Annotated in this window: 18 protein-coding genes; 16 read left to right on the top strand and 2 right to left on the bottom strand. The window is 35.6% G+C overall.

All coding sequences use genetic code 11. The features are described 5' to 3' along the window. Nucleotides 1–624 carry an energy-coupled thiamine transporter ThiT gene (locus tag ACTQ54_RS03060; protein ID WP_441754558.1) on the top strand — a complete coding sequence of 208 codons (624 nt, stop codon included), beginning with the start codon at nucleotides 1–3 and terminating at the stop codon, nucleotides 622–624. 56 nt (nucleotides 625–680) lie between these two features. Here the strand turns inward: ACTQ54_RS03060 and ACTQ54_RS03055 are convergent, their stop codons facing one another. Further along, entirely contained in the window at nucleotides 681–1,025 is a 345-nt protein-coding gene (locus tag ACTQ54_RS03055; RefSeq protein ID WP_441754556.1) for a hypothetical protein, read from the bottom strand. A gap of 161 nt (nucleotides 1,026–1,186) precedes the next feature. Between ACTQ54_RS03055 and ACTQ54_RS03050 the strand changes: the two genes are divergently transcribed. From ACTQ54_RS03050 to ACTQ54_RS02990, 13 genes are all read left to right on the top strand, one after another. After that, a complete protein-coding gene (locus tag ACTQ54_RS03050; RefSeq protein WP_441754554.1) occupies nucleotides 1,187–2,572 on the top strand; it encodes a D-serine ammonia-lyase in 1,386 nt (461 codons plus the stop codon). A gap of 124 nt (nucleotides 2,573–2,696) precedes the next feature. After that, nucleotides 2,697–3,710 carry an LCP family glycopolymer transferase gene (locus ACTQ54_RS03045; protein WP_441754552.1) on the top strand — a complete coding sequence of 338 codons (1,014 nt, stop codon included), beginning with the start codon at nucleotides 2,697–2,699 and terminating at the stop codon, nucleotides 3,708–3,710. Nucleotides 3,711–3,814: 104 nt separating this feature from the next. Then, on the top strand, nucleotides 3,815–4,450 hold the full coding sequence (gene gmk / locus ACTQ54_RS03040; protein ID WP_441754880.1) for a guanylate kinase: 636 nt from the start codon (nucleotides 3,815–3,817) through the stop codon (nucleotides 4,448–4,450). After that, nucleotides 4,450–4,644, top strand: a complete 195-nt coding sequence (gene rpoZ / locus ACTQ54_RS03035) for a DNA-directed RNA polymerase subunit omega (RefSeq protein ID WP_441754551.1) — start codon at nucleotides 4,450–4,452, stop codon at nucleotides 4,642–4,644. The genes gmk and rpoZ overlap by 1 nt, the downstream gene beginning before the upstream one ends. Nucleotides 4,645–4,743: 99 nt before the next feature. Next, nucleotides 4,744–7,164: a primosomal protein N' gene (priA, locus tag ACTQ54_RS03030; RefSeq protein ID WP_441754549.1), complete on the top strand. Its 2,421-nt coding sequence runs from the start codon at nucleotides 4,744–4,746 to the stop codon at nucleotides 7,162–7,164. Between the two features lie 11 nt (nucleotides 7,165–7,175). Beyond that, nucleotides 7,176–8,126, top strand: coding sequence for a methionyl-tRNA formyltransferase (gene fmt, locus ACTQ54_RS03025; protein WP_441754547.1), 951 nt, complete (start codon nucleotides 7,176–7,178; stop codon nucleotides 8,124–8,126). A gap of 9 nt (nucleotides 8,127–8,135) precedes the next feature. Further along, entirely contained in the window at nucleotides 8,136–9,509 is a 1,374-nt protein-coding gene (gene rsmB / locus ACTQ54_RS03020; RefSeq protein WP_441754545.1) for a 16S rRNA (cytosine(967)-C(5))-methyltransferase RsmB, read from the top strand. Nucleotides 9,510–9,526: 17 nt separating this feature from the next. Continuing rightward, the gene (locus ACTQ54_RS03015; RefSeq protein ID WP_441754543.1) at nucleotides 9,527–10,285 is read left to right on the top strand and encodes a Stp1/IreP family PP2C-type Ser/Thr phosphatase; all 759 of its coding nucleotides are present in this window, start codon (nucleotides 9,527–9,529) and stop codon (nucleotides 10,283–10,285) included. Between the two features lies 1 nt (nucleotide 10,286). After that, nucleotides 10,287–12,275, top strand: coding sequence for a Stk1 family PASTA domain-containing Ser/Thr kinase (gene pknB, locus ACTQ54_RS03010; protein ID WP_441754541.1), 1,989 nt, complete (start codon nucleotides 10,287–10,289; stop codon nucleotides 12,273–12,275). A gap of 169 nt (nucleotides 12,276–12,444) precedes the next feature. Next, nucleotides 12,445–13,383, top strand: a complete 939-nt coding sequence (gene rsgA / locus ACTQ54_RS03005) for a ribosome small subunit-dependent GTPase A (RefSeq protein WP_441754538.1) — start codon at nucleotides 12,445–12,447, stop codon at nucleotides 13,381–13,383. A 31-nt stretch (nucleotides 13,384–13,414) separates the two neighbouring features. Further along, the gene (gene rpe, locus ACTQ54_RS03000; protein ID WP_441754536.1) at nucleotides 13,415–14,059 is read left to right on the top strand and encodes a ribulose-phosphate 3-epimerase; all 645 of its coding nucleotides are present in this window, start codon (nucleotides 13,415–13,417) and stop codon (nucleotides 14,057–14,059) included. Nucleotides 14,060–14,090: 31 nt separating this feature from the next. After that, complete coding sequence (locus ACTQ54_RS02995) at nucleotides 14,091–14,762, top strand: thiamine diphosphokinase (RefSeq protein WP_441754534.1); 672 nt, start codon at nucleotides 14,091–14,093, stop codon at nucleotides 14,760–14,762. A 20-nt stretch (nucleotides 14,763–14,782) separates the two neighbouring features. Beyond that, the gene (locus tag ACTQ54_RS02990; RefSeq protein ID WP_441754532.1) at nucleotides 14,783–15,742 is read left to right on the top strand and encodes an NAD(P)-dependent oxidoreductase; all 960 of its coding nucleotides are present in this window, start codon (nucleotides 14,783–14,785) and stop codon (nucleotides 15,740–15,742) included. 54 nt (nucleotides 15,743–15,796) lie between these two features. On the opposite strand, the gene rpmB is transcribed toward ACTQ54_RS02990, so the two are convergent. After that, entirely contained in the window at nucleotides 15,797–15,985 is a 189-nt protein-coding gene (gene rpmB, locus ACTQ54_RS02985) for a 50S ribosomal protein L28 (protein WP_441754530.1), read from the bottom strand. A 316-nt stretch (nucleotides 15,986–16,301) separates the two neighbouring features. Here rpmB and ACTQ54_RS02980 point away from each other — a divergent pair, with 316 nt between their 5' ends. Beyond that, nucleotides 16,302–16,658 carry an Asp23/Gls24 family envelope stress response protein gene (locus tag ACTQ54_RS02980; protein WP_441754529.1) on the top strand — a complete coding sequence of 119 codons (357 nt, stop codon included), beginning with the start codon at nucleotides 16,302–16,304 and terminating at the stop codon, nucleotides 16,656–16,658. A gap of 30 nt (nucleotides 16,659–16,688) precedes the next feature. Then, the gene (locus ACTQ54_RS02975; protein WP_441754527.1) at nucleotides 16,689–18,377 is read left to right on the top strand and encodes a DAK2 domain-containing protein; all 1,689 of its coding nucleotides are present in this window, start codon (nucleotides 16,689–16,691) and stop codon (nucleotides 18,375–18,377) included. The last annotated feature ends 19 nt before the right edge of the window (nucleotides 18,378–18,396 follow it).

The raw sequence follows: 18,396 nt of genomic DNA, 5'->3' as shown, positions 1-18,396 counted from the left end.
ATGAATCGTAGAAGTCGTCAATTAATAATAGATGCAATGATTGCTATTATTTTAAGTACAATTTTAACGTTTGTAACTTATAGTTTAGGCTATCATCTATCATTGATGATGTTGTTCTTTGAATGGGGAATTATCCCAATCATTTGGTTTTCTTTTAGACAAGGTCCTGTAGCAGCTGTTTTAATAGCTGCCATTCAAGGCTTGATTAGTGGCTTAATCATTTGGTATACCGATGGTTTTGAACATGCAAGCTTATTCATGTTTTTAATCTTAGGACAAGTATTGCCATATATTAGCTTGAGCGTGGCAGGGTTCTTTGCTAAGTATACACAAAAAACATTGAATAACCGTCGTTATTCATCAACCTATTTAAATATTGTCACAGGAACAACGCTGGCTGTTCTGGCTTATTATTTCATTCGATTTGTACTGATACCATGGGTATTCCGCTATGCAAGTGAATTGAATGTTTTAGATGGTGGATTTTGGTTATCTGCTGTTATTATCGCTGCCTTAACTTTTGTTGTCTTATGTTTGATGGCGCGCTTAAAAGCTCAAACCATTATTCCAAAACGAAGTAAATATCTTTCTAGAAAAGAAACGTCATCATTATTGAATGACTAAACAAATAACACCACTGATTAACGGGGATTAAGTTAATCAGTGGTGTTATTTGTATACTAAGCGATGTTGGCAGACACCGTTAGTATTTGTTCGACTGGTAATATAAAACTACTTTTTCGATCTATTTCAGTTAGAACGATGCGACGATCAATCAGAACAGTCGAGTCAACAGTTACAACAATGGTTCTTTGTTTAATTCTGTTTTTCTGATTGTAATATTCATAATTAATTGATAGTGGTTCTTGGCTCACATAATGTTCATGCAGTAATTTTTCTACTTGATAAAGTGGCATCATAGACTCATCTTCATCCTGAAGCATTGGTTGTTCTACCAAAAACGGCTCAAAAATATGATGAATTTGTTTAGCAAGTTTTGATTGAGGGTAAATTGGTAATTCCATTTATATTAGCTCCTTTAAAAAATTCAAAACCGAACAAATGTTTGTATCTGTATTATACGAACATATGTTCTTAAAGTCAACATAAATCTTAAATTAATATTTGCACCTTCGAGCAAATAAAGATATATTATTAGTGTTGAAAAAAATGGAGGGTCAATTTTATGGTAGAAAAATTATTATCAGATTACACATTAAACCAGTGGAAAGATGAAAAGCCTGTTCTAAAATCAATTAGTGAATTAAAAAATGTTTTTTGGGTTAATTCTTTAAAGCCTGAATTTGAAGAGGCAAGGAAACGGGTGCATTTATCGGCTCGAGATGTTAAGGAAGCTGAAGAACGTCTAGAACGATTTGCGGCCTTCATTAGAATTGCATTTCCAGAAACTGAAGAGACCAATGGCTTAATTGAATCTGATTTGGATGAAATTAATGAAATAAAAAAAGTCCTAGAGTCACTTTACAAAGTAGATATTCCAGGCAAATTAATGCTAAAACGTGATGATAGTTTACCAATTGCTGGGACTATTAAAGCGCGTGGAGCTATTTATGAGGTATTAAAACATGCAGAAACTCTAGCTTTAAATGAAGGCATGTTAAATAGCATCCATGAAGATTATTCTATTTTTGCTTCGGATGAATTTAAAGAATTTTTTAGTCAATATAAACTTGTAGTGGGTACAACTGGAAACCTAGGAATCAGTGTGGGGGTAATGGGTTCTAAACTAGGATTCAAAGTGACGGTTCACATGTCGCACGATGCTAAGGAATGGAAGAAAGAATTATTACGTTCACGTGGAGTAGAAGTTGTCGAACATAAAACAAACTTTACGATGGCTGTCGAGCGTGGTAGAGATCAATCCAATGAAGATCCTAATTCATATTTTGTTGACGATGAGCACTCGATTGAATTGTTGTTAGGCTACTCTGTTGCTGCTAGTCGCTTTGCTAAACAATTAGAAAAACAAAATATTATAGTTGATGCAGAACACCCACTGTTTCTATACTTACCTTGTGGAATTGGGGGTAGTCCTGGTGGAATAACCTTTGGAATGAAGCAAGTGTATGGCGATAACGTTCACTGTTTCTTTGCTGAACCTACCCATATGCCTTCAATGCTATTAGGTTTAATTACCCAAGCTTATGACGGTGTTTCAGTTATTGATTTTGAAATTGAAGATAAAACAATTATGGATGGTTTAGCTGTACCGCGAACATCTGGTTTTGTTTCTCGTTTATTAGAAAATTTCTTCTCAGGTGGCTATACTCTGCAAGAGGAAGAGGCAAATTACTGGCTATCTAAAATGATGGACGTAGAAAAGATTAATTTAGAGCCTGCAGCCTTAGCTGGCTTAGTTGGACCAAGTTATTTAATGAGTACGACAGAAGGACAAGAATATATTAAGCAACATCATTTAGAAACATTTATGGAAAATTCGACGCATGTTGTTTGGGCAACAGGTGGAAGTATGGTTCCGAAAGAAGACCAAACCATTGCCTATGAAGCGGGGCAATCAATTGATTTGGAAGCCTTTCTTTCTCAAAAATAAAATTATAAAATATTACCTTTATTAACAGTAGATAAAAATTCCATTATTCAATTGGAAGATTGTTCATTCAATGTTAAAATAGGTCTTATAATAAATTTTAGAGAGATTTAGGAGGGGAGTCCTATTGTCGGAAGAAAATGATGCTTCCTATGAACCCATGCAAAGAAGTCGAAGTTCCATTCATAATGGTAAAAATAAACGAAGACAACGTCAGAAAAAGAAATTTAATTTTGGATGTTTTCTTTTATTAATTCTATTAGTTCTAGTGGTAGGAGCTGGTATTTATGTATATAGAATCTATAGTGATTTAAAAAATACATCTGTTGTCATTACAACTGAAAGACCATCCGAACAAGAGCAGGTTCGAGCAGAGGCTGTGAATATAGAAAAAGATCATAAGCCTTTTTCAGTACTACTTTTAGGTGTTGACACTGGCGACTTAGGTAGAGTTGACCAAGGACGTTCAGATGTGATGATGGTTGTGACTGTAAATCCAAATACTAATCAAACAACAATCACTAGTATTCCACGAGATACCTTAACAGAAATTGTAGGATATGGAACGGAAGATAAGATTAACCATGCTTATGCATTTGGTGGGACGGCGATGGCTGCTAATACGGTACAAAACTTGTTAGATATTCCAATCGATTTTACTATATCAGTAAATATGCAAGGTTTTTCTGATATAGTTGATGCCGTTGGAGGTGTGACGATTACACCTGCTGTATCATTTGATCAACGAGGTTATTCATTCATTGAAGGACAAACCGTTCACATGGATGGAGATCAAGCCTTGGCATATTCACAAAACCGATATGATTCGGGTGGAGATTACGGCCGGCAAGAAAGACAAAGACAGCTAATAGAAGCCTTATTAGCAGAAGTGATTGATTTCAGCTTGCTTTACCGATACAATGACATTTTAATGTCTTTACAAGATAATGTGTCAACGGATTTAACGTTTAATGAAATTGTCACACTCTCTAGACATTATACAAGTGCTGTCAATGAAATTATCAATTATCAATTAAGTGGTCATGGCGAAATGATTGATGGCATATATTATGAAATTATCGAATCGGAGTCATTAAATTCAATTAGTAATCAAATAAAAGCACAATTGGAGTTAGAATAGAATATTGTTAAAGATTTCTGATTCTAATATAAGTGACTTTTAGATTTTTTTGGACTATGATAGTATAATAAGTAGATGGTAAAAGAATAAAGGAGGCCATAATGATAGAGACTCGGGGATTATTAATTGTATTGTCTGGGCCTTCAGGGGTTGGTAAAGGTACTGTTCGGTCAGCAATTTTTAAAGACAATCCATTTAAATATGTGTATTCAGTTTCCGCAACAACACGTCAAATGCGCGAAGGTGAAGTTGATGGTAAAGATTACCATTTCGTCAATCGCGAAGAGTTCGAACAATTAATTCGCGATGATGCATTGCTTGAATATGCTGAATATGTTGGCAATTTTTATGGAACACCTATTACAAAAATTGAAGAGAATTTAGCAGCAGGCAACGATGTGTTTTTAGAAATTGAAGTTCAAGGTGCGATGAAAGTAAGACAAAAAATGCCTGAAGGAATCTTTATTTTTTTAGCACCACCTAGTTTACAAGAACTAGAATCTCGTATAACAGGTAGAGGAACAGATACAGCCGCTATTGTATATGAGCGTATGCAAATGGCACGTGAAGAAATTGAGTTAATGCAACATTACGATTATGTTGTTGTGAATGACAAAGTTGAACATGCTGTAGCGAAAATTAATGCCATTATTATGAGTGAACACCTACGCGTTGAACGAGTGGTCGATCAAATAAAACAAGATATCCATAATTATTTTCAGAAAGTAGGGAAAGAATAATGATGTTATATCCTTCCATTGATAAATTAATAAAGGAAGTGCCATCTAAATATTCTCTTGTTATCTTAGCCAGTAAGAGAGCGCATGAAATGCGCGTTTATAAGAATGAAATTTTAGATGATTACCAATCAGTTAAACCGGTAGGTAAAGCTTTAGAAGAAATTGTATCTGGAGATTTAGAAATTAGAGATTAATTTGAGTAAATACTACTATGAAATGACGCTTGCTAGACACATTTCGTAGTAGTATTTTCAATTTTAACGAATAAATATCACTGTGTAAGGAGGTGCAAGATGATTGTAAAAGTTATTGTAGATGTTCCAACCAAACAAGTTGATCGCACTTTTGATTATCTAGTGCCAACTGAGCTAGAAGATATGATTGAAATTGGCATTCGTGTGCAAGTTCCATTTGGTTTCCGACAAGTGATGGCTATTGTGGTTGAAATCGCTAATGAAACCGACTTTGAAGGTGGACTAAAACCAATTAATAAAGTATTAGATTATATGTCCTTCCTCAATGAAGAATTGGTTGAATTGAGTGCTGTTATTGCCGATGAGATATTTACTTTTAGGATTAATGTTCTCCAAGCCATGCTTCCATCGGTTTTAAAAGTTAAGTATGAAAATGATTTTGAGATTTTAAAAGCAGAGGAATTTGAACAATTAATAGAGAACTACTTGGATTATAATGGAGAAAGCTATATTGAGAGCCATTCGCTTGAACAATTAATCCCAGCTAGGCTCTTGAAGTATTTATTAAACGAAAAGATTATTAAAATTGAATATCGGTTAAAAGATAGGGCAACGACGAAGACGGTTGCTTATTTAAATGTTTTACAAACCGAGGAATTTTATCAAAATGAATTACAGCAATTAAGGAAAAATAGTACCAAACAAGCCTTGTTATTAAATGATTTAATTGACAATCGTCATCAATTTGTGATGTTAAAACAAACAGATTTTTTAGAATACAAAGAATATGATCATCGTTTATTAAAAATTGCACTTGACAAACAATGGTTAAAAAAAGTTGAAGAAGAGGTTTACCGTAATCCTTTAGCTAATCAAGAATTTGAACCGACAGTAGCCCAAAGTTTAACAGCAGATCAGTTGAAGGCTTTTAATCAGGTTGAAGCAGCACGACAAGCTAATAAAGCCACGACCTTTTTGCTAGAAGGGGTTACAGGCAGTGGTAAAACTGAAGTTTACTTACAATTAATGGAAAAAGCACGTGAAAGCAATCGAGGGGCCATTTTCTTAGTGCCAGAAATTGCTTTGACGCCTCAAATGGTCAATCGGGTGAAAAGTCGTTTTCAAACGGGTATTGCTGTTTTACACTCTGGACTATCAGTCAATGAAAGATTTGATGAGTGGCGACGGATCATTAATGGCGAAGCGACAATTGTTGTAGGAGCGCGGTCATCGATATTCGCCCCTATTAAAAATATTGGCTTAATTGTTATTGATGAGGAACATGAATCTACCTATAAACAAGCGGATAATCCTCGCTATCATGCCCGTAATGTCGCAATCTGGCGGTCAAAATACCATGGTTGTCCTGTCATCCTAGGTAGTGCAACGCCTTCGCTAGAGTCACGTTCAAGAGCTGAAGTTGGTCGCTATGAACTGATTCGTTTGCCAAAACGGATAAACGAGCAAGCCTTACCGCAAGTGGAATTAATTGATATGTCTAAAATAGTGGGGCGGTATGAAAATGATGTGTTCTCGCCTAGGTTGATTGAAATGATTCAGCAAAGACTCGATGCGAAAGAACAAATTATTTTGTTATTAAATAGACGAGGTTATGCTTCATTCTTGCTTTGCCGGGATTGTGGTCAAGTCTTACAATGTCCCCGCTGTGATATTTCATTGACCTACCATAAGTCGGATGAACAAATGAAGTGCCATTATTGTGATTATCATTGTCCTGTTCCGCATGCATGCCCTAATTGCCATGGTCATCATATTCGGACATTCGGGGTTGGGACGCAGCAAATTGCTGAAATATTAACTGAACTTTTCCCAAGCGCTAAAACGATTCGAATGGATATTGATACGACTCGTGGCAAGGGTCAACATGAGAAATTATTAAATGCTTTTTCAAAAGGTAAGGCTGATATTTTATTGGGGACACAAATGATAGCTAAAGGGCTTGATTTTGAAAAAGTAACACTAGTAGGGGTCATGAATGCAGATACTGCCTTACATCTTCCAGATTTTCGTGCTTCAGAACGAACATTCCAACTTATGACGCAAGTAGCAGGTCGAGCGGGTAGAGGACGCTATAAAGGGGAAGTTATTGTTCAAACCTATAATCCAGACCATTATGTGATGCAGTTGGTAAAAAATCAAGATTATGAACGTTACTTTTATACAGAAATGCAAAGAAGGCATATAGCTAATTATCCACCATACTTCTTTGTAACAAGTGTGACAGTGTCAAGTAAGCAGCAAAAACACGCTCAAAAAGTTATTTATGCTCTAAAAAGCCAACTGTTTGCTGCTATCAACACAGATCAAGTTATCTTGCTGGGACCAAGTAATGGACCAGCAGTCAAAAAAAATAACTACTATTACTATCAAATTATTATTAAATATAAAAATAAAGCACAAATACAAGAGGAATTACAGACAATTTTATCCCAAACACAAGAAGAGATTAAAAAAGGGATATTTGTTAACATTGATCATGAACCTCAATATTTTATTTAAGGGGGAACAGTATGACGTCAATTATTTTTATGGGAACGGCTGAATTCTCGGCAGCTGTATTACAACGATTAATCGATGAGGATTATCAAATTAAAGCTGTTGTTTCACAACCAGACCGTCCTGTTGGAAGAAAAAGAAAATTGCAAGCAACCGCTGTTAAAGAGCTTGCTATAGAGAATCAGATCGAGGTTTTTCAAGCTGAAAAATTAAGTGGTTCACAGGAAATGGAAGCATTATTAAGTAAAGAGGCGGATTTTATTGTAACAGCAGCTTATGGTCAATATGTACCTAAAAAACTATTACAACATCCAAAATATGTCGCGCTTAATGTCCATGCGTCTTTATTGCCAAAATACCGAGGGGCAGCTCCTATACAATATTCTATTTGGAATGGCGATTCACAAACAGGTGTCAGTATTATGAAGATGGTTCCTGAGATGGATGCCGGTGATATATATTCGCAGAGAGTACTTGATATAAGTTCTGAAGATGATGCGGGAGATATCTTTGAAAAGCTTGCTGTGATTGGTGCGGATTTGTTAGTTGAAACCTTAGATGCTATTTTAAATGATAGGATAGAGCCACAAGCTCAAAATCCTGATTTAGTTAGTTATGCACCGATGTTGAAAAGAGAAGATGAGCAATTAGATTGGACAAAGAGTGCGAAAGAAATCGATCAACATATTCGAGCCTTTCGTCCCAATCCCTCAACTTATACTTGGCTTAATGAACAACGTTTAAAAATTTGGGCTGGTTTTCCAATGAAAGACTTTAAATGTCATGGTGAGCCGGGAGAAATTTTAGCGGTAAATCCAGATCATATTGTTGTTCAAGCTGCCAATGACAGTTTTTTTGCTATTACAGAGTGGCAAGAAAGTGGTAAAAAAAGAATGACCATTAAACAAACCTACAACGGTCTAACGGTGAGTGATTGGCTTGGTCAAAAGTTTTACCGGAAATGATGTGAAAAGATGAAGATAAAAAATAGAGCTGAAAAGGAATTAGCGAAAAATGTTCGCTGGCAAGCTTTGAAAATCATTTATCAAATTGAATACGAATCGGGCTACTCTAATCAACTCATTAATCAATTTCTTAATCAATCAATTTTAAATGAAGCCGACAATCGTTTACTTGTGCAATTAGTATATGGGGTTGTTCAAAATCGTTATACGATTGACTTCTATTTGCAGGCTGTCATTGAAGGAAAGAAAATTGAACCGTGGCTATTGAGTTTGCTAAGACTTTCGGTCTATCAATTAGTGTATTTAAACCGTATACCAGCTTTTGCAGTCGTTAATGAAGCTGTGAAAATTGCTAAAGCAAATGGTCATCAAAGTTTGGGGAATTTCGTCAATGCATTATTAAGAAATTTCCAACGGATGGAAAAACCGAATTTCGATCAAATTCAAGATCCGATTGAGCGCCTGAGCATTAAATATAGTGTGCAAAAATGGATTGTTGAAGATCTTTTAGAGCAATTTGAAGCGTCCGTTCCAAGGGTTGAAAAGCTTCTGTCGAGTTTACTAGAAGAACCTTTTGTATCGGCGAGAATTAATAGTCATCCTGAAAAGCGAGAAGAATTCATAAAGCAATTAGCTGCTGAAGGATTCGATGTAGACATTAGTCCATTATCACCATATGGCATTCGTTGTTATAGTGGTAATTTAGTCCATTCGATTTTGTTTGCACAAGGTTTGTTGACGATACAAGATGAATCATCGATGCTTGTTGCCCCTGTAGGGAATATTCAAGGAGATGAAACTATTTTAGATGCTTGTGCCGCACCTGGTGGTAAGGCAACTCATATTGCTCAACTATTAACAGATGGTCATTTAACGGCTTTGGACCTTTCAAAAGCTAAATTACAAAAAGCAAAAGATCATGCTGAACGAATGAATCTTTCAGAAAAAATTGATTTTCATGTGGCAGATGCAACATTATTTCAACCCAATACAAATCAATTATATGATATGATATACTTAGATGCGCCTTGTTCAGGCTTAGGTTTAATGCGACGTAAACCTGAAATTAAATATGAAAAGAAACCGACTGATGTGAGTGAATTAGTCTCGATTCAACTCGAATTATTAAATCATTTAGATCGCTTACTGAAAAATGATGGAACATTGGTTTATAGTACATGTTCGACCACACGTCAAGAAAACGAAGAAGTCATTGCGCAATTTATCGCAACTCACGTTCATTATCAAGTTGAGCCAATTGGGATGACGGATCAAATTCCATCGAATCTTATTACGAGTGAAGGCTATATTCGTGTTTGGCAAGACCAATATCACACAGATGGTTTTTTTATTTGTCGCTTAAGAAAAAGAGAAAAGATGTAGTTAACTGGAGTGAAAATATGAAAATAACGATTCGTTCTAATGTAGGAAAGCGCAGGACATCTAATCAAGATTATGCTGACTACTACATCAACCAGTCTAATCAGTATTTATACATATTATGTGATGGCGTTGGTGGGCATCAAGCAGGCGATGTAGCTAGTCGTATGACGACGGACTATATCGGGTCTAAATTTAAAGAAAATAAAGAAATAACTTCAATTGAGGAAATGGTCCAATGGTTTAACGATATCGTAAATGAAGTTAATCAACATATTTACCAACAATCGACTGAAAATGCCCATTTAATTGGGATGGGGACCACTTTAGTTATGGCAGTGGTAATTAATGACCATATTGTTGTTTCGCATGTCGGTGATAGTCGAGCATATGTGTATTTTAATGGTCAGTTAAAGCAAATAACAGAGGATCATTCCTTGATTAATGAATTAATTCGGACCGGTGAAATTACTGAAGCAGAAGGACAAGTTCATCCAGGTCGCAATATCGTAACGCAATCCATTGGAGGATCTAATCAAGTGGAATCAGAAATTAATTTGATTCCATTAAATGAAGTGGAAGTCTTGATGCTATGTTCAGATGGTTTAACGAATATGGTAAGCCAAGAAGAATTGAGTGCTATTTTTGAACAACATCGAATGGATGAAGATTTTGGTGATCAACTAATTGGTGCTGCCAATGAAGCAGGTGGAACAGATAATATAACCGTCGTTATTGTTTCTGAATGGAACCCTACTTTGAATCAGGAGGGTGAGTAAGATGGAAATAGGAGATAAATTATCTGGCCGTTATAAAATCATTAAAACCATTGGTCAAGGTGGTATGGCAAACGTTTTTTTAGCAAGAGATCTTATTTTGGATCGAGATGTAGCCGTAAAAGTCTTAAGATACGACTTCCAAAACAACCAAGATGCTATTCGACGTTTTCAGCGTGAAGCAATGTCTGCAAGCCAATTACTACACCACAATATTGTTGAAGTTTATGATGTAGATGAAGAAAATGATCAACAATACATTGTCATGGAGTATGTTGATGGCTACGATCTAAAATCATTTATTAAAAAGAATGCGCCTGTATCGTTGGAGCTAACAGTTTCAATTATGAGTCAAATCTTATCTGCGATTGAAGTAGCCCATAAACACCGCATCATCCATCGAGATATTAAACCGCAGAACATTTTATTAACAAAAGACAATGAAGTAAAAATCACTGACTTTGGTATTGCGATTGCCTTATCAGATACTTCGATTACGCAAACCAATACTTTACTTGGTTCTGTTCATTATTTATCACCAGAACAAGCTAGAGGTAGTAGTGCAACAACCAAATCAGATATTTATGCACTTGGTGTTGTTTTGTATGAATTAATAACAGGAGCTGTTCCTTTTGATGGCGAGTCAGCTGTATCAATTGCATTGAAACATTTTCAAGAGTCTTTTCCCCGTATCAAAGAAGATTTATCTTATGTGCCGCAAAGTTTAGAAAATGTGGTGCTTAAAGCAACGGCAAAGGACCCTAAGAAACGCTATAATACTGTTCAAGAAATGTTAAATGATTTGAGTACGAGTTTAAGTGCGAATCGCATGAACGAAGCTGTCTTTTCACCAACTGATGATTTGGATGAGACGGTTGTGATTCCCTCTATTAAACCTATTACCAAATCACCAAATTCAATCATCGAACAAGTGGAGCAACCAGAGCCATTAGATGAATCCATCTATCCAAACTATGAAAATGCTTCTACTTATGAAGAACCTTATCGGAAACGAAGAGGGATTTTACGCATTGCCTTTATTGTACTTATTCTCTTAGGTCTTGTTCTAGGAGGATATTATATATATAATCAAGCCAGTTCATATGTTGATGTTCCGAATGTAAATAACTTATCGATTGAAGAAGCCACAGCACTTTTAGCAGAAAATGATTTAACCGTTAATAATGTGAATCGTGTCTGGCATGAGACGATTTCAAGTGGACAAGTTATTTCCTCTTCACCAGCAAACAACGAGCGTGTAAAACGTGATTCAGCTGTTGACTTAACTGTAAGTAATGGTAGAGAACAAGTTGAAATTGGGAATTATGTTGGTGAGAATTATGAAATCATTCGTCGTCAGCTAACACAAGCCGATTTTATTGTTGATATCAGATGGATGGCTACTACCGATCCAGGTGAAGTGGGCATCATCTTAGAACAAAGTATTGAAGCAGGTTCTCGTGTTGTTCCAAGTGAGACTTCGATTACCTTAACTGTAGGGAATCAAGTCGATACTGTTACCATGCAAGATTTCTATAACCTTTCGCTAGATATGGTCTATTCATTTGCGGATGCCTTTGGGGTGTATGTAGATGTTGTTTATGAATATAGCGATTATATTCCAGCTGACCAAGTGATTCGTCAATCACCGATGAATGCAACCCCATTAAATCCAGGTGATACAATTACTGTCGTTGTCTCACAAGGCCCAGAAGAAGAAGAAATTATTACAACGACGGAAACTATTGATATTGAATATGTACCTATTTATGCAGATTATGATACAGAAATGACTGAACCATTACCTAACCAAATTGTTGTGTATATTGGTGACAGTCAAAACAATATTAATGATGTATATCGTGAACTTGAAATTACGGAATCGCAACGTATTCAGTTACTTTTCTACATTCCTTCGAATGGAACAGCTAATTATCGTATTTTACGTAATGGCGAAGTTTATGCAGAAAGTGATGCGGTTTATCCACAATAGTTAAAAATATGCAGAACAAGACTCCAAAAGGTTTATTTCCTTCAAGTTTTGTTCTGTTTTTTTATGAGTTTAATATTATTTTATCGATAGCCAAATCATGTTATGATAGAAGTAAGCGAGTTAGATATTTAGAAGCCAAAAAATTATTAACGAGAGAGGATTTATTGAAATGACTACGCATTCAATTAAACAACAGACTGGAATGATCTATCAATCTATTAGCGGCTTCTACTATGTTTGGTCAGAAGGAAAATCTTATACAACCAAACCAAGAGGCAATTTCCGCCACCAAAAAACTAAACCATTGGTTGGCGATCAAGTCCTATTTGAAATTGATTTAGCCAATGAAGCATCCGATAGCCGGATTATTGAGATTGAAGAACGAAAAAATCAATTAGTGAGACCTAATATTGCAAATGTTGATTATGCATTTGTGGTCATGTCTCTAGTAGAACCAAATTTTTCCTATAATTTGTTAGATTACTTTTTAGTTTCAGTAGAACATCATCACATCCAATCAATCATTCTACTAACAAAATATGATTTATTAGTAGAAGAAAAAGGCGATGAACATGCGCAGGCATTCGTTGAAGAAATTCGCGCCATCTATCAAAAGATAGGTTATGAAGTTATCGTTATCGATGATACAGAAGCAAAAATTCAAGCGGTCATTGACTCGATAAAAGAGGGCGTTTATGTTGTGATGGGACAATCAGGGGTAGGGAAATCGACCTTATTAAACCGTATGCTCCCAGGCGCTGATATCGAAACGGCTGAAATCAGTGATTCGTTAAATCGTGGTCGACATACGACAAGAGAAGTTACCTTGTATCCATTGGGAGAAGGCTTTATAGCAGATACGCCTGGTTTTAGTGCGATTGAGTTTGAAAATATTGAAAAAGAAGAATTAGCTGAATGTTTTCCTGAGATGCGTGCAGTGAGCCATTTATGTAAATTTAGATCATGCCAACATTTAAATGAACCACAATGTGCTGTCAAAGAAGCTGTTAGTGATGGAACAATCAGTTCGATTCGTTATCAAAACTATGAACAAATCTATGAAAAAATAGCTCAACGTAAGCCGGTTTATAATCGTAAAAACAATTAATTCATACTATAGAAACTAGGAGGAATTATACATGAAAATTGCGCCTTCCATGTTAAGTGCTGATTTTTCAAATTTAAAAGTAGATATTCAAGATGTCGTAGATGCAGGAGCAGATTATTTACATATAGATTTAATGGATGGTAAATTTGTTCCTAATTTATCGTTTGGACCCATGGTCTATCAAAGGATCCGACCTTTTTTTGATTTAACCTTCGATGTTCATATGATGATTGATTCACCAGAATCATATATCGAAGATGTGTCCAATGCAGGAGCAGACATTATTACGATTCATGTTGAAGCAACCAACCATATTCATCGAGCGATTCAACAAATAAAGCAATTAGGAAAAAAAGCCGGGGTTGCGATTAATCCAGGTACGCCTGTTTCGGCGATTGAGTCGATTTTAAGTGACGTTGATCTTGTCCTCGTTATGACGGTTAATCCTGGATTTGGAGGTCAGAGTTTTATCGATACTACCTTAACTAAGGTGAAGCAATTAGCCGTTATTAGAAAAGAGCTGGATTATCAATATGAAATTGAAGTGGATGGTGGCGTCAACGAAACCACAGGAAAACAGTGTTTAGAAGCGGGTGCAGATGTATTAGTAGCAGGATCATTCGTTTTTAATCATTCGAATCGCCAAGAAGCCATTCGTTTATTAAAAGCTGAATAATTAAAAGGCACTAGAAAGGTCATGTGTTTTCATGCAAGAAGAAGTGATATTTATTTGTGGGGGAGCAAGTAAGCCAGCAATAGGACAAATTGATGAAATTAAACAATCATTCAAGACAAGCTATATCATTGGGGCAGATCGTGGGGCCTTGAGCTTAATTGAAGCAGGATATCATTTAGATGAGGCTATTGGGGATTTTGACTCGGTCACCGCTGAAGAATTAGAGATGATTCATCATGGAAGCCGTAAAGTTACCCAATTGCAAGCTGAAAAAGATGATACCGATATGGAAATTGGTCTGTTGCATGCTTTAGCTCATAACGAAGAAGCTTATATTTATATTTTTGGTGGGCTTGGTCAAACTCAAGGCCGGATGGATCATTTGATAGCAAATTTATATTTAGTTTATCAACCACGGTTTAAATCGTGTATTAACCGGTTAGTTTTTGTTGAAGAAAATAACCGTGTTTCATTTTTTAGTGAAGGGACTTATCAATTACGCCATCATTCAACATTTAAATATATTTCGATTGTTTCAATGTCAGAAGTTAAAGACTTATCTATCTCAAACGCTAAGTATGAACTGCCAGCGACTCATTTTGACTATCCGAGAGCTTTAATTTCGAATGAATTTATGAAGGGACAGCCGATTGAGTTAAGTTTTTCGCAAGGAATGGTAATGGTTATTTACACCAATGACTAAGATTAGGGAGGAGATATATAATGAAGGATATTATTTTGGTTTTAGCACCTACTAAATCACAACAAATAGAAGCCATTAAAAATATTGCAACGGACTATGAGGTTCTATTACAAGATGAATTAGAGGAAGCGGATGCTGAGCGTGTTCGTATCATTTATGGTTGGAATAATTCGGATGATTTTAAAGCATTAGCCGCAACTTTTTCGAATTTAAAATGGGTGCAAGCTATTTCTGCCGGTGTTGATTATATACCTGATCAAATTAAAACAAGCAATGATATTTATGTGACGAATGCAAGTGGTATTCATGCCATTCCAATTTCAGAAACTGTGTTTGCCTATATTTTAGCTTCTAATCGTAATCTATTTTATAGTCAGATAGCACAGACGAAAAATGAATGGGATAAACCGGATCCAACCAGCTTTAAGTCACTAACAGGAAAGTCGATTTTAGTTTATGGCGCTGGAAATATCGGAGAAGAAATTGCAAGGCTAGCAAAAGCCTTTCGGATGAATACGATTGGAGTAAATACGTCAGGGAAAGAACGCGAACATTTTGATCAAATGTTTGCTTTGGAAAAAAGTCAGGGCGCGATTAGCCAAGCAGATTATATTGTGAATGCTTTGCCAGCGACTGAATTAACCAATGATTTATTTGACCAATCTTTCTTTAATGAAATGAAAGAGTCGGCATTATTTATTAATATTGGAAGAGGACAAGCGGTGGATGAAGAGGCTTTGAAAAAAGCTTTAGAGGAAGATAAGATTGCTGGGGCATACTTAGATGTCTTTAAAACGGAGCCATTGCCAGCTGATTCACCATTATGGCAGTTGAAAAATTTATTGATATCCCCTCATATAACTGGTGTTGTTGAACATTTTAGGGATGAAATTTTCCCGATATTTGAGGAAAATTTAGTGCATTTTATGCAACACCATGAACCTATCCGTAATATTGTCGAAAGTGATAAAGGTTATTAAAAAGAAAAAAGACTGAATTGTCAATTACTTGATAATTCAGTCTTTTATTTGAAATTAAACACGTTCAACTTTACCTGATTTTAATGCACGTGCAGATACCCAAACTTTTTTAGGTTTACCATCAACCATGATGCGTACTTTTTGTAAATTTGCTCCAAATGTACGTTTGCTCGCATTTAAGGCGTGTGAGCGGTTATTTCCAGAACGAGCTTTACGGCCAGTAAAATAACATTCTTTTGCCATTTGATTTCCTCCTTGTCTGTAGGTGCTATGTATAGCCCTTTTCATACCGTACTAAGATAACATATTTTTAAGTTCTGTGCAAATGTTAATTGAAATTTTTGCATGAAATTATAGCTGTTATTTGTTGTATAGGTAGAAATGAAATTGCATTTAACTCGATTTTTATGTATACTATCAAAGTTCATGTTCTAATAATAAATTATTCTTAAGGGATCCGAATTAACGTAAGTTATTTATTTAAAATACGTAAAAAGATGTACCAGCATAGGAATTATGGTAAAATATCGTATGAGAGAATATGAGGAGGAAGCTAAATATGGCGATTAAAATTCAAACTCCAAATGGTCAAATAACATTAAGTAATGAAGTGATTGCTACTGTTGTAGGGGCCGCTGTAACGGATAATTATGGTGTTGTAGGTATGGTAAGTAAAAATTTATTTAGAGATAACATCATTGAAATTTTAAGAAAAGAAAATTATTCAAAAGGAATTGTTATTTCACAAACAGATGACGATGTTGCAGTTGATGTGTATATTTTAGTGACTTATGGAACGAAAATATCTGTCATTTGTCAAAATATTCAACAAGCTGTGAAATACAATGTTGAACAATTACTAGGATTTGAATTAAGTTATGTTAATGTGCATGTGCAAGGAGTAAAAGTTGATTAGGCAATCGACTGTTTATAAGGAGGATTTATGGTGAATCAAAAGAATTTAACAGCAGTCGATTTTCAAGCCATGATGATTGCTGGTTCGAAGCGGTTATCTGACAATGTTGAGCTGATTAATTCATTAAATGTTTTCCCAGTTCCAGACGGTGATACAGGAACAAATATGAATATGACATTTATTTCAGGTATTGAGCGATTGAAACAAGAGTCTACTCAGCATGTAGGACAAGCTTCAGATGCTTTAGCAAAAGGTTTGTTGATGGGAGCCAGAGGTAATTCAGGTGTCATCTTGTCACAAATCTTCCGTGGTTTTTCACAAGCGATTAAAAATAAAGAAACTTTAAATGGTCAGGATTTTGTCAATGCATTTGTTGGTGGTGTTGAAGCTGCCTACAAAGCCATTATGAAACCTGTCGAAGGAACTATTTTAACTGTTGCTCGTGAAGCAGCGGTTCGTGGTGAAAGGAAACTTGAACGTACCGATGATATTATAGAAATTATGGAATCTATTGTCAGAGGTGCAAGTAAGGCTTTAGACCATACACCAGAATTACTACCGGTATTAAAACAAGTCGGGGTGGTTGATAGTGGTGGTAAAGGATTACTTTGTATTTATGAAGGTATGTTAGCCTCACTTAAAGGTGAAACGATTGAGGAAGAACCAGAAGAACATAGTTCAGATGAACTGAAGCATAGTCATGCGATGTTTGAAGAATTTGTTGAAAATCCTCTTTCAATGGATGATATTACATTCGGTTATTGTACAGAAATCATGGTACAAATTGGACAAGGTCCAACTGTGACTAAGGCATTTGATTATGAAGATTTCCGCCAAACCTTAAATACAAAAGGTGATTCATTGTTAGTAGTTGCTGACGAAGAGTTAATAAAAGTACATATTCACACGGAAAATCCTGGTGAAATCATGCAATTAGGTCAGCAATATGGTGAATTGATTAAAATTAAAGTAGATAATATGCGTGAACAAGTGCGTGCGCTTGAAGCAAGTGAAAAAGAAATTCAAGGCAAACATGCACTGCCAACGACGCCAGAAATCGTTCAACCTTATGCGATTATTGCAGTCGCAGCAGGACAAGGTGTGGTTGATTTGTATCATTCAATTGGTATTACCGAAGTTTTAGAAGGTGGGCAAACAATGAACCCATCAACCGAAGACTTTGTAAAAGCCATTGAAAAAGTGAATGCTGAAAAAATTATTATTTTACCTAATAATAAAAATATTATTATGGCAGCTGAACAAACGACCCAATTATCTGATACCCCTATTACAGTTATTCCTACAAAAACCATACCAGAAGGAATTGCTGCTATGATGGCGTTTAATGCTGATCTGTCTCTAGAAGAAAATAAAGAAGCCATGACAGATAATCTAGATGCTGTGTTGAGTGGGCAAATTACTTACGCCATTCGTGATACTGAAATTGACGACTTACAAATTAAAAAAGACGAATTTATCGGTATCATTGGCGGGAAAATTAAATTAGCTAAAGCTGATTTAAATGATGCGTTGCTAACAACATTAGAAACGATGATTGACGATGAAAGTGAAATTATTACAATCATTGTCGGTGAAGATGGCGTACTTTCATCTGCACAAGAGATTGCTGACCAATTAATGGAAGCAAATGATGAAATTGAAGTTGAGGTCATCGAAGGAAATCAACCAGTATATAATTACATACTTTCTGTTGAATAATTTTTCTGGAAGTTAATTC

Origin of the sequence: Fundicoccus sp. Sow4_H7 (genome assembly GCF_052115865.1) — a bacterium.
Lineage (GTDB): Bacteria > Bacillota > Bacilli > Lactobacillales > Aerococcaceae > Fundicoccus_A.
Note: the sequence above shows the minus strand (reverse complement) of the source record. Positions and strands in the feature narration are given on the sequence as shown.